General features: G+C 62.8%; 13 protein-coding genes. 8 read left to right on the plus strand and 5 right to left on the minus strand.

Translation table 11 applies throughout. The annotated features are described in order from the left end of the window. On the plus strand, nt 1-1,509 hold the full coding sequence (locus tag ACZ1JV_RS04310) for a tryptophan halogenase family protein (RefSeq protein WP_465148506.1): 1,509 nt from the start codon (nt 1-3) through the stop codon (nt 1,507-1,509). 76 nt (nt 1,510-1,585) lie between these two features. Here ACZ1JV_RS04310 and ACZ1JV_RS04315 read toward each other — a convergent pair whose 3' ends face one another. Next, nucleotides 1,586-3,343 (minus strand): chloride channel protein, encoded by a 1,758-nt coding sequence (locus ACZ1JV_RS04315; RefSeq protein ID WP_465148507.1) that lies wholly within the window; start codon nt 3,341-3,343, stop codon nt 1,586-1,588. An 87-nt stretch (nt 3,344-3,430) separates the two neighbouring features. Between ACZ1JV_RS04315 and ACZ1JV_RS04320 the strand changes: the two genes are divergently transcribed. Together ACZ1JV_RS04320 and ACZ1JV_RS04325 are read left to right on the plus strand one after the other, a co-directional pair. Then, on the plus strand, nt 3,431-3,835 hold the full coding sequence (locus ACZ1JV_RS04320; protein ID WP_465149774.1) for a MarR family winged helix-turn-helix transcriptional regulator: 405 nt from the start codon (nt 3,431-3,433) through the stop codon (nt 3,833-3,835). Between the two features lie 98 nt (nt 3,836-3,933). After that, a complete protein-coding gene (locus ACZ1JV_RS04325) occupies nt 3,934-4,185 on the plus strand; it encodes a hypothetical protein (RefSeq protein ID WP_465139967.1) in 252 nt (83 codons plus the stop codon). A 45-nt stretch (nt 4,186-4,230) separates the two neighbouring features. Here the strand turns inward: ACZ1JV_RS04325 and ACZ1JV_RS04330 are convergent, their stop codons facing one another. Next, nucleotides 4,231-5,811: a winged helix-turn-helix domain-containing tetratricopeptide repeat protein gene (locus ACZ1JV_RS04330; protein ID WP_465148508.1), complete on the minus strand. Its 1,581-nt coding sequence runs from the start codon at nt 5,809-5,811 to the stop codon at nt 4,231-4,233. A gap of 109 nt (nt 5,812-5,920) precedes the next feature. Between ACZ1JV_RS04330 and ACZ1JV_RS04335 the strand changes: the two genes are divergently transcribed. After that, on the plus strand, nt 5,921-6,802 hold the full coding sequence (locus tag ACZ1JV_RS04335; RefSeq protein WP_465148509.1) for a class I SAM-dependent methyltransferase: 882 nt from the start codon (nt 5,921-5,923) through the stop codon (nt 6,800-6,802). 53 nt (nt 6,803-6,855) lie between these two features. Here the strand turns inward: ACZ1JV_RS04335 and ACZ1JV_RS04340 are convergent, their stop codons facing one another. Then, nucleotides 6,856-7,104, minus strand: coding sequence for a hypothetical protein (locus ACZ1JV_RS04340; protein WP_465139965.1), 249 nt, complete (start codon nt 7,102-7,104; stop codon nt 6,856-6,858). Nucleotides 7,105-7,293: 189 nt separating this feature from the next. Here ACZ1JV_RS04340 and ACZ1JV_RS04345 point away from each other — a divergent pair, with 189 nt between their 5' ends. Beyond that, a complete protein-coding gene (locus tag ACZ1JV_RS04345) occupies nt 7,294-7,815 on the plus strand; it encodes a hypothetical protein (RefSeq protein ID WP_465148510.1) in 522 nt (173 codons plus the stop codon). 19 nt (nt 7,816-7,834) lie between these two features. Here ACZ1JV_RS04345 and ACZ1JV_RS04350 read toward each other — a convergent pair whose 3' ends face one another. Then, complete coding sequence (locus ACZ1JV_RS04350) at nt 7,835-8,056, minus strand: DUF1214 domain-containing protein (RefSeq protein ID WP_465148511.1); 222 nt, start codon at nt 8,054-8,056, stop codon at nt 7,835-7,837. 150 nt (nt 8,057-8,206) lie between these two features. Next, nucleotides 8,207-9,088, minus strand: coding sequence for a VOC family protein (locus tag ACZ1JV_RS04355; RefSeq protein ID WP_465148512.1), 882 nt, complete (start codon nt 9,086-9,088; stop codon nt 8,207-8,209). A 348-nt stretch (nt 9,089-9,436) separates the two neighbouring features. On the opposite strand from ACZ1JV_RS04355, the gene ACZ1JV_RS04360 reads away from it, so the two are divergent. The 3 genes from ACZ1JV_RS04360 (at nt 9,437) to ACZ1JV_RS04370 (ending at nt 12,046) form a co-directional block, all read left to right on the plus strand. Beyond that, nucleotides 9,437-9,934, plus strand: coding sequence for a TetR/AcrR family transcriptional regulator (locus ACZ1JV_RS04360; RefSeq protein ID WP_465148513.1), 498 nt, complete (start codon nt 9,437-9,439; stop codon nt 9,932-9,934). Between the two features lie 113 nt (nt 9,935-10,047). Further along, nucleotides 10,048-10,815, plus strand: a complete 768-nt coding sequence (locus ACZ1JV_RS04365) for an SDR family NAD(P)-dependent oxidoreductase (protein ID WP_465148514.1) — start codon at nt 10,048-10,050, stop codon at nt 10,813-10,815. A 25-nt stretch (nt 10,816-10,840) separates the two neighbouring features. Beyond that, the gene (locus ACZ1JV_RS04370) at nt 10,841-12,046 is read left to right on the plus strand and encodes a cytochrome P450 (protein WP_465148515.1); all 1,206 of its coding nucleotides are present in this window, start codon (nt 10,841-10,843) and stop codon (nt 12,044-12,046) included. The last annotated feature ends 8 nt before the right edge of the window (nt 12,047-12,054 follow it).

Consider the following 12,054-nt stretch of genomic DNA (forward strand, 5'->3'; position numbering starts at 1 on the left):
ATGCAGCAGGATCCTTCTTCGGACCGTGTGGTGAAACGCGTCGTGGTCGCTGGCGGCGGCACCGCCGGCTGGGTTACAGCCACGGCGCTGGTACGCCATTTGGGGCCGCTGATCGATGTAACCCTGATCGAATCGGAAGAAATCTCGACCGTCGGCGTCGGCGAATCCACCGTGCCGACCTTCAAGACTTTCCATGACCTGATGGGGATCAAGGAAGCCGAGTTCATGGCCGCCGCGCAGGCGACCTTCAAGCTGGGGATCGAGTTCAGGAACTGGGGCCGCGCCGGCGATCGCTACATCCACCCTTTCGGCACGATCGGCTCGCGCGTGTCCTGGATGGCGGAATTCCATCACTTCTGGCTGCACGCACAATCGCGCGGATTTGGCGGCGAACTTGGCGAATACTGCCTGGAATGGGTGGCGGGAGAGGCCAACCGCATGTCGCTGAGCGCCGCGCCGAACATGGGCTATGCCTATCATGTCGACGCCAGCCGCTACGCCCGCTTCCTGCGCGCCATTGCCGAGCCGGCCGGCGTGAAGCGGATCGAAGGAAAGATCCGCAATGTCGATCTCCATCCCGAAAGCGGCTTCATCGATGCGCTGACGCTGGAATCCGGAGAGCGGATCGAAGGCGACCTTTTCGTCGATTGCACCGGTTTTCGCTCGCTTCTTCTGGGTCAGGCCCTTGGTGTAGAATTCGAGGATTGGGGGCGCTGGATCACCACCAACAGCGCCGTCGCCGTCCAGTCGCGATCATCAAATCCGCCCCAGCCTTACACCGGCGCCTACGCGCACGAGGCGGGCTGGCGCTGGAAGATCCCGCTGCAGCACCGGGAAGGCAACGGCCTCGTCTTCTGCAGCGAGTTCATGTCGGACGACGAAGCGCGGGCAAAGCTGCTGGAACAGATCGACGGCGAGCCGACGATTGAGCCCTGGCTCCTGCGTTTCAAGACGGGCATGCGGACAAAGAGCTGGTTCCGCAATTGCGTGGGCCTGGGGCTTGCCGGCGGCTTCATCGAGCCGCTGGAATCGACCAGCATCCACCTGATGATGGCGGCCGTCACCCGGCTGATCCAGGACTTCCCCTTCAACGGTTGCAACGAAGCGCTGATCGACCATTTCAACGAGAAATCGCGCCTGGAATTCGAATCCATCCGCGATTTCATCATTTTACACTATCACGTCACCGAGCGGGACGATTCCCCCTTCTGGCGCCGCTGTCGGACGATGGACATTCCGGATTCGCTGAAGGAGCGGCTGGACCTGTGGCGCGAAGACGCGCGTGCCTTCAAGCTGGAGGATGAACTGTTCCGCGTCGATAGCTGGACCTCCGTGCTGCTGGGGCAGCGCCTCGATCCCCTCGGCTACCACCGCCTTGCCGAAATGATGCCGGAAGCCGCATTGCGCAGTCATCTCGATCGGATGCGGTCCGAGATCTCCCAAATCGCAGCCAGCATGCCATCCCATCCGGATTTCCTCAGGTCTTATTGTCCGGCTGAGGCGTTCTGACGATGGGGCTGGTCACTTGGGGCTGGTCACTGGGGGCCGAAGTTCGGTGCATGGTGTTCCGATCTTCGACGGAGAATCAAGCGAAGCGTGAGCGTGCGACCTCCGCCACTCGGGATGCGCTGCGAACTTTGAGGAGATCCTGCCGTGAGAGCAGGCCCACCACCATACGGCTGCTTTGGTCCACGATTGGAATCCGGCCGTTTCCTGTCTCGACGATAAGGTCAGCGACCCGACCTGCAGGTGTTTCCGGAAAAGCCACTGGCAAGTCGGCATCGGAGATCGTCTCGCCCAGGGAAACGTCCTGCGTGCCTGCTGTCGTTTGCCAGCGCAGCGCATCCGAACGTGAAACGATCCCGACAAGGCGGTTGTCCGCGTCCACCACGGGATAACTGCGGTGTCGGGCTTCTTCGGCGAAAAACGTCACGGCCTGCGCGGTCGTCATCGTGGCGGGAAGGGTTTCCGGTGCAGGGGTCATGATTTGGCCGGCCTGCAGCAGGTCGAGCGTATCGACGGTATATTCCTGAAGGACGTGCCGCCCGCGCCGGGCGATCTTTTCGGTCAGTATCGATCGGCGCATGAACAGTACGCTGACGGCATAGGCACCGGCGGCAGCGGCGATCGTGCAGGGAATAGCCTCGAAATGGCCCGTGAGTTCGACCGCGAACAGCGCGCCGGTCAGCGGCGCGCGCATTGCGCCGCTCATGATGCCGGCCATGCCGATCATCGCCCAGAACGACGGTTCTCCGGGCAGGAACTGCCCCAGCAGGAACCCCGCCGCGCCGCCCAGGATCAGAAGCGGTGCCAGCACCCCGCCCGATGTGCCCGAACCCAGGGCGATCAACCACACCAGCGCCTTGATGACGAGCAGCGAAACGACCAGTTTCAGCGCCAGCGAACCGTTCAGCAGCGCATCGATGTTGGCGTAACCGGCGCCCAGCACGCGGGCGTCCACAAGGCCGCCAAGGCCGACCGCTATCGCGCCGATCGCCGGCCACCACATCCAGTGCAGCGGCAGCCTGTGGAACAAGTCTTCGACGCGGTAGAGCGAGGTTGAGAGCAGCATGGCTTCGATGCCCACCACCACGCCAAGCGCGGCCGAGGCAAACAGATGCCAGGAGGTTCCGGGCAAGGTTGCGGTCATGGCGAACATCGGCCCCGCGCCGAGCAGAAACGGACGGCAGGAATAGGAGATGATCGCCGCCACCACGACCGGCACGAAACTGCGGGGCTTCCATTCGAACAGCAGGACTTCCACGGCCAGCAGGATCGCGGCGAGCGGTGTGCCGAATATGGCGGTCATGCCCGCTGCTGCGCCGGCGACCAGCAGAGTCTTGCGCTCGGCAGCGCTCAGATGAAAGCACTGGGCGAAGAGGGAGCCGATGGCGCCGCCCGTCATGATGATCGGCCCCTCCGCGCCGAAGGGGCCGCCGCTGCCGATCGAAATCGCGGAAGAGAGCGGCTTCAGAATGGCGACCTTCAGGGACAGGCGGCTTTCGCCGTAAAGAATGGTTTCGATCGCTTCCGGAATGCCGTGGCCGCGGATCTTGTCGGAGCCGAAGCGGGCCATCAGACCGATGATCAGGCTGCCGATCACCGGGATCGCGATCACCATCAAACCCACCGAGGCGTCGGTAATGGAAACGGTATCGGCCGAGAGGCGCGCGAACCAGAACAGGTTGGTGGCCACTGCGATCAGCTTGACCAGAACCCAGGCGCCCAGCGCTCCGCCAGCGCCAACCACCGTGGCCATCACGGCCAGCAGCGGCATCCGGCTATCGACGCTGTGATCGCCGAGTGGATGGCTTTCGCCGGAGCGAATGGGTGTACCTGACATCTTCTGCTATCGCCTTGCTGCCGCGCTTGGCGGAGCAGATATATCGCAACGCGATATAATACAACCTTGGAGACCGCCGTGACGGCGATGGATATCCCATTGGACGATGCCGACTACGCGGCGCTGGCCGAATTCCGGCACACGATCCGCCGGTTTCTGGCGTTCAGCGAGGAGCATGCCGCGCGCGTCGGGTTGACGCCGCAGCAGCACCAGGCCTTGCTGGCAATCCGCGCTGCCAGACCCGATCAGGCAACCGTCGGCCATATCGCCGAGCAACTGGTGCTCAAGCCCCACAGCGCGACGGGATTGATCGACCGGCTGGCGGCACTGGGGTTGATCACGCGGGAAACGGCCGAAAATGACCGTCGCCGTGCCTTGCTCCGCCTGACGGACAAGGCTCTCGGGATCCTGGAAGAGCTGTCAGCCGCGCACCGTGACGAGATCCAGCGTCTGCGTCCGGCGCTCTCGGATATTCTCAGCCAGTTTGATTAGCGAGGTAGCTGGTGAATAACTGGTTTCGGGAACTGTCGGTAGTGCGGGTGAATGCATTCGGCCTTTGCATTCGCCATAACCCGCGATAGGCGCGCCTCATGATGAACATTCCCTGGGACCAGCCCGCAACGCTGATTGATCTGGACGGCAAGACGCCGGTGATCGGATCGATGCTCGAATGCGTGATGCACTTCTCGCTCTTCAAGCCTTTCGCCAAGGAGCAGGCGCGCATCCTGCTGACGCGGCCGGTGTTCCGTGAAGGCCGCAAGACCCGCACCTGGATTCTCAATCCCGACGAGATCCAAAAACTGGTCGAGCGGCTCAATGCCGAAAGGAACGCGGCCCAGTAAGCCCGCGCGTCATGATCGAGGACCGTGGGCATCGATCCGGGCCGGTCAGAGCCCGCTGCATGTGAGCGCCTGCAACGCTTTCTCGAGATTCTCGCGCCCTTCGGAAGGCGCAAAAGGAAAGGACTGCAGGAACCGGTCTGCGGAAATGTCAGGATCGGCTTCCCGCGCCTTTCGCACCCAGTGCGCGGCCCGCTGGCTGTTGCCGCCGGCCTGATTGGCCAAAGCTGCGATAAGCGAGATATGCTTGTGGGCACCGGGCGCATGCGCGGCTTTCTCGCCCCACCCCGCCGCAGCCTCAAAGTTGCCTTGTAGCAACGCGCTGACCGATCGGACCCCCAGCATGGCGTAGCGCAACGGATCGAGCGGGCTCAGGCGCAAGGCGAGCGCGGCGTCCTGATCGCTGCGATCCGCCTGGCCCAGTATCATTTCGGCCCAGGCCCGCGAATAGATTGCCTGCGCATAGCTGGGCGAAAGCGCAATGGTGTCGGAGAGGATTTCGATGCTCTCGACCGGCGCGGCAGCGAGCCAGAGCGAGCGGCCAAGGCACAATTGCGCGAAAGGATCGAGTGGGTCGCATCGGACGGCTTGCTCGGCAAAGCCATGGGCCAGATCGTTGGCTCTCGCCCAGTCTTTCGAGTACTGGAGAAAGCTGTCCTGAAATGCCGTGAACGAAAGGCCGGCATAGGCGCGCGCGAAGCCCGGATCCAATCTGGCCGCTTTCTCGAACGACGCCTGCGCACGCGCATTGTCGGATCGATTGAAGCGGAACATGTGGTCCAGCCCAAGGTGGTAGAAGGCCCATGCGTCGAGGTCGGCTTCACCCAGCTGGCGGGCACATGCAACCTCGTGCTGGATTATCCGCGTTTCCAGATTGGCAGCCGTATTGGCGACGATTTCGGCGCGCAGGGTTCGGAACTCACCGGGGGAAGCCGTGTAGCGTTCAGACCATAACACGACCTCGTCCGAGGTGCGGAGCAGGCGGGTCGTGACGATGACGGAAAGGCCCGCTTCTTCGAATGTCCCGGTCAGGCAGTAGCGCGCGCCGAGGGCCGGGCCCACGACTTCGGTGCCCAGATCGCTGCCCTGGAAGCGAAACGTCGATCCCCGGGCGATCACGAGCAGCCAGTGGAGCCGCGAAAGATCGGTTATCAGCTCGTCCGCAAGTGCCTGCGCCACGAAGGCCAGCGGGCCCGGCGGACCCACGATGCGAAATGGCAGGACGGCGATGGCCGGGCGCTCGGAAGTAGCACCCGCCGTGGCAGGTTGGGGGAGGGGCGCCGCCGCGTTCGGTGCTTTCGTTACCGGTGCGACCGATCCGACGAAGCGGAAACCCTTTCCGTGGACGGTCCTGATAAATGCCTGCCGCGTCCCGTCGTCACCCAGCGCCTGCCGGGCTGCCTTGACGCGAGAAGCAACCGCAGCTTCGGAGACCGCTCTTTTGCCCCAGATCTTTTCGACGATCTCATCCTTGCTGACCAGGCGCTCTGCATTGCTGACAAGCAGTAGCAGCAGCGACAGAACTTGCGGCTCGACATGGCAAGCCTTGCCCTTTGCGCGCAGTTCGAACTTGCCGGTATCCAGTTCGAATTCGGAAAAGCAAAAGACAAGATGGGCGTCATTGGACAAACCTGCACTTCTCCATGAAATATCCATGAAAAGGTCAAGCATGGCCGACTGGTGCGTACTATCCTCGGCAAATCGGCCCGCAAGATGGCCTACCAGATGGAGAGTAAGGATGCAGCCCAATACTGCGCAGGATGTGCGGGATAAAGCCCAGTCGTCGTTTGAAAAGCCCGCCATGCCCCCCGTCAATGCCAACAAGGCATTATGGGAAAAGGGAGATTTTACGCGCCTTGCCGCAGCCATGCGGGAAAGCGGCGATGAACTCGTTGAATGGATATCCCCGGCGCCGGGGATGAAGGTGCTCGACCTTGGCTGCGGCGACGGAACGACTGCGGTTCCCATGGCCCGCCGGGGCGCCGAGGTCCTTGGCGTCGACATCGCCGCCAATCTCGTGGCCGCAGGAAATGTGCGGGCCCGTGATGAGGGGCTTGCCAACCTGCATTTCGTGGAAGGGGACGCCAGTGCGCTGACCGGTCTGGAGAATGTACGCTTCGATCTGGTGGTCAGCATGTTCGGCGCCATGTTTGCACCGCGCCCGAACGACGTTGCCGCGGAAATGGTTCGGGTTTGCCGGCCAGGCGGCCGGATCGTGATGGGGAACTGGATCCCGGGCGACCCGACGCTGGTCGCGCAAGTCCTGAAGATCAGCGCAGCCTTCCTGCCGCCTCCTCCCGAGGGTTTCGTAAGCCCGGTAAGCTGGGGGCAGGAAGACGTGGTGCGAGAACGCTTCGCCGCCGCCGGCATCGCGCCCGATCGGATCCGGTGCGAGCGCGCCACTTACACGTTCCGCTATCCCGGCCCGGCCAGCACGTTCCTCTCGGTATTCCGGGATTACTACGGCCCGACCATGAACGCGTTCGAAGCGGCTGGAAAGAACGGGAGGCGCGAGGCGCTGCAGAATGAACTGCAGGCACTGTTCGCCGCGCAGAACCAGGCAGGCGGAGACGCCACGGTGATCCCCGCGACGTATCTGCGTGTGACTGTCGCGCGATAGGGCTGATCAAGCAAGCGATCCTGCGCGGAGCCCGCATCCGCGCAGGATCGTTCCTATATCTCGCGGCCGATCGGATAAGTCGCCATCTCCTCGATCTTGAATGGCGAGCGCGCGACGATCCAGGCAAGTCGCGCTTCGGCAATCGAGATCGCAGCGAAGCGGTCCGGATTGTTGGGCTTCCCCAGCATGCCGGGAAAGAAACCCCAGGCAAGGAACGAGTCCATCGCCTCCGGTTCCAGCAGCGCAGCCGCAAGCAGGCCGCGCGGCAGGTCGTAGGGAACACGCAGCGTGCCGGCCGGCATCGTTTCCCGCCGGCGGATCACTTCAGCGGCGCGTGCCGGGGCATTCTCGCTCTACCTCCGCGTCTATCGGGGAGCAGATTCCTATAGCGCTCAAGATTCATCGAAATTAGAAGGTGTAAGCCCCATTCTCGAAGATGAGACGCTCGTATGCCTCTGTTTTCTCGCGTCATAGCTTTTGCGGCTCTCGCCATGGCTTTCACGTCGTCACCCTCTTTCGGCCAATCTACGGGACTGGAGGATATGGTGGGAGCGCGCGCCGGGCAGGCCGAGGCGGAATTGCAACGTCGCGGGTATCGCAATGCGGGTGGTGAGAAGGGCGACGATCGCAGCTATTCCTATTGGTGGAGCAAGGACCGCCACCAATGCGTGAGCATCGCGACCATGGACGGACGCTACAGTTCGGTTACGCCGACGCTGCCAGCCGACTGCCAGAAGGGTGCAGGCCCGAATGATCGTCGCGCTGCCGATTATGATCGCGGTGGCTCATCTTCGCGCGGCTACGTCGCCGGCGACGAACTTTCCCGGATTTGTCGCAATGAGGCCAGTGCCCGCTTCGATCGCCGTCCCAGTGAAGTCACGGCCAATCCCCCGATCCAGCAGCGCAGCGGCTATATCGTGCAGGGCTGGTACGACCGCCGCGACGGAAGCAAAGGCACCAAATTCTTCAACTGCCGCTTCGATGCGGATGGCCGGTTTCTGGGTGTGTACTGACGCTGGTCAACGGGACGAATTAACCCGATTCAGCTGCTGCAGGGTCCTGACGGACGAAATCCGGTAACGCCCAACTGGCATCGAAATAGGCTTGGATCGGCTCGTAAAGGCGGAAATAGGCGAACCAGCCGCGGCCTGGAACCGTGGGTATCCAGTTCTGCTCAAAGCCTTCGGGCGCGGGATTAACCCGAACGACAGCGGAACGTGCCGAATTTGGTCCGCGGGCGCTGCCAATTTTCATGTCGCTTCAGCAAATCGGGCCATCAGCCTGATACTCGAACACTTCGATAGACGCTAAAATGGCGCGGCTGGGCAGGCTCCTCCTGCCGGAAATAGACGAGATTCTTGAAGGCGCTGGGGCCGGGACGGGCGCCGCCCGGTCTGGTGCGGTTCAAAGCGCCGCGCGGGCCTTCTGGCGGCTCGCCAGCGCATTGGCGAAGCGCTGCTTCACCGGTCCCAGCGCCTTCACGAATTCGAGCTGTTCGCCCTCCGGCCCCTTGCAGTAGATCAGTTCCCATCCATCCGACGGGGCGACAGTCACCTTGTTGGTGTTGCTGCTTTGGGGCGCGGCCTTGCGCTCGGCCTCGCTGTGCACGCGGATGATGCGATTGGCGCGCACCTGCGTCATGCCGCGCCGGGCGGACTCCGCCTCCAGATCGGTGATGAACTGATTGAAGTCGACATCGTCGCGCACATAAAAGCAAATGTGCATCATCCGAGGGAAGGCCGGGCTCATATGCTGGACAGGTTCGGCAAATGCCTTCGCCCCGCCCATCGGCTGATCGGCATCGCGATATTGCAGCAACTCGATCACGACATTGTCGAACTGGATGAAGCGGACGTCGAGCCGCTGCGCACCGCCGCGCAAGTCGGGAACACCGATGGTGCAGGGGTTGACGCCCAGTTCATTGGCGACGATTTCCTGATCGGCCAGTAATGTATTCTGGACCGCATCGCCCGAAAAGTCGCCATGCCGGAACACTTCGGTACCGCCCAGCACCTGGGTGTAGAACTCGTAGGCTCGCTCCATATTCTGAACCGTCAGCCCGAAATGCTGCACGCCCTGAAGGCGGCCGCCGAGCGATGCCCGGCTGGCCGTGGCGGGCAATGATGCGCCGCTATCCTGGGTCTGGGCCTGGGCCTGGGCCTGGGCCTGGGCTGGGGCCGATGCGGCAAAGGGGGCACCGGCGGCACCGGTGAGGATCGCAGCACCAGCCGCGTGCAGCATGTCGCGACGCCCAAGGGCCATCGCGTCCTTGTTCAGATCGGTCATGGTCATTCTCCCTCTTGTCGATATCCGCCGGAAACGCTCGCTGGTTTTGGTCCAGGCGTCGCACTCGTCACCAAGGACAACCTGAATCTCGGCCTCTTACCATCCCGCAAATTGGGAGCGGCTTCCACTCCCATTCCGGTGCGGCACGCCTTGGTTGGCGATTTTGACCCCAATTTCGGATAGGTCCGTCGACCCTCGTTGAATCCGCGCAAGCAACGGCTATGCACGGTCACGACGCAAGCCGACGCATGCATGCCATGGCACGATCCATTTGCGGGAGATTTCAGACCTATGGCGAGCACCTCAAGGCCGCGAGAGAAATCGCCCGTAATGGATCGCGCGTCATGGGTGGCGGCGGCGCTCAAGATGTTGGCGAAGAACGGCATCGATGGCGTGCGCGTGGAAGTGCTGGCGCGCAAACTGGGCGTTACCAAGGGAAGTTTCTATTGGCATTTCAGGGATCGGTCCGATCTTCATGGGGCCATGCTGGATCATTGGCGCCAGCATGTCGTCACGCAGATCATCGACCGGCTGAATGCGATAGAGTGCCCGCAGGAACGCTATCATCGCATGATGCGCCTTCCTTTCGACCGGCATCCGCCGGACTTCGATATGGAATTGGCCATCCGTTTGTGGGCACGACGCGATGCGCGGGCCGCGGCCGCGCTGGCGGATGCCGATGAAACCCGCATTCGCTTTATCGTCGACGTATTGCTGGCTGCCGGCGCGCCCGCGGACAGTGCGCGCAGCAGGGCCGTGCTGATATTTTCCTTTCTTCGTGTGGGGGCACCGCTGGCCGATGAAGTGACCCTTCCTCAATGCGAAGCCTTGCTGATCGCCCCCTGACCGCCCGACCGTTTCGCGCGCGATGGAGCAATCTTGTGGAGCAGCTACGGAAATGCCATACGGAACCGTATGGAAACGATTCCCAAAGGGAACGATAAGGGCGGGGAAAACAGATGCAGACAGATGGTAGCGGGAATGCCCGTTTCGCTCTGGTTACCGGCGGCGGCTCGGGCATTGGCGAAGCTGTCTGTCACCGCCTGTCGCGTGACGTTGCCGGCGTGGCCGTTCTCGATATCAACATCGATGAAGCGCAGCGCGTCGCGCAGGATATCGGCCGGGCGGGCGGCAAGGCGATTCCCGTATACGGCGACGTAGCCGACAGCACAGCGATCGCCCAGGCAATGGCCCAGGTTCGTGAGGAACTTGGGCCTGTGACGGTGCTGGTCAACAACGCCGCCACCGAAGGGTTCCAGCTTTTCACGGAGATCGAGGAAGCGAACTGGGACCGGATCATGGAGGTGAACCTCAAAGGCCCCTACCTGATGACCCAGGCAGTGCTGCCCGACATGTTCGCCGCGGCATGGGGGCGGATCGTCAACGTGTCCTCGCTCGCCGCGCAGATCGGCGCTTTCAAGATGGCGCACTACAGCGCCTCCAAAGGTGGGGTGACGTCGCTGACCCGCACGCTTTCGATCGAACTGGGCGCGCGGGGGATCACGGTCAACGCCGTGGCGCCCAGCTTTATCGACACACCGATGGCACGCCGCGCCATCGCCGCCAACGACCTGCCGATCCCTTTCGAGGAAATCCTGAAAAGCTACCCCATCCCCCGGTTCGGCCGGCCGGAAGAAGTGGCCGCGGCCTGCGCCTTCTTCGCCTCCGAAGAGGCATCGTACATCACCGGCCAGCTTTTGGGCGTCAACGGCGGCGCCGCGTTCTGACGGGCGATCGAACAGGGAGGCGGATATGGTGACATATGAGGAACTGCCAGTGCTCCCGGTCGAGCAGCCGGAATTCTGGGCCAACCCCGAACGCTTCATGAAACCGGCCCGCGCGCAACATCCCTGGCTCGCGCGCTTCGCCGCAGGCTATGTGGTGCATGGCTGCAAAGCCAACAAGGATCTGTTCGCCGACGAGCGGCATCTGGAAATGGGCCTGGGCGGCATCGTCGAATTCTATGAGCTGCAGGATACGATGTGGGCCCGCTTCATGGCCGAGATGCTCCTGTCGAAGCAGGGAGACGAGCATAAACGCCTCAGGGCCAGCGTTGCCTCTGCCTTCACGCCGCGCAACGCGAATGTCATCCGTCCCCTGGTTCAGGGCGCCATGACGGCGCTGCTCGATGAATGGGCGCTCCGGGGACATTTCGACTTTACGGAATTTGCTTCCTACTTTCCCGTCACCGTCATGTGCGGGCTGCTCGGCATTTCCACGGAGGTAATCCCAAGTCTGCGCTGGGCGCTGGAAATGCAGGTTGCCGCGATCAGTCTGGACCGCTCGCTGCGGGAGAAGATCCTCGAAGCGTTCGACATCAAATGGAACGTCGCCGATAGGCTGATTTGGGACCGGGAAAGACACGGCCCGGCCGAGAGTGCCCTGCTGCTGGACGACCTCATCGCAGCGCGCGACGCAGGCGGAATGGATGACAGGGAACTGCGGTTCATGCTGCTGGTGTTGCTGGTCGCGGGTTACGATACGTCGAAGAACCTGCTTGGCATGATAATGAACCTGCTTGTCGACCGGCCGGACATGTACGCCCGCTGCGCGCAGGACAAGGCATTCTGCACTCTGGTCGTGGAAGAGGCCCTGCGTCACTCGACCATCGCCACACCCTTCCGGCAAGTTGCCGAGTCCTTTGATTACGAGGGCGTGCGCTTCGAAAAAGGCAAGCTGGTCGCCTTGGCGACGCCGCTGGCCGGCCGCGACCCGGCAGCGTTTCCGGAACCGCTGCTGTTCGATCCGGAACGGCAACACAGCACGCGGCATGTGGGTTTCGGCCGGGGCGCTCATATTTGCCTTGGCCAATATCTTGCCCGCAACCAGTTGGAGGAAGGCATCCACCTCATCGCCCAACGCATCCGCAACCCCCGCCGGGATGGCAAGGTCACCTGGCGGCCCATGCTGGGCGCGTGGGGGCCGCGCACGCTGCCGATCGCTTTCGACGCGGAATAACGGAGACA

It is taken from the genome of Novosphingobium sp. BL-S-19 (assembly GCF_055521675.1).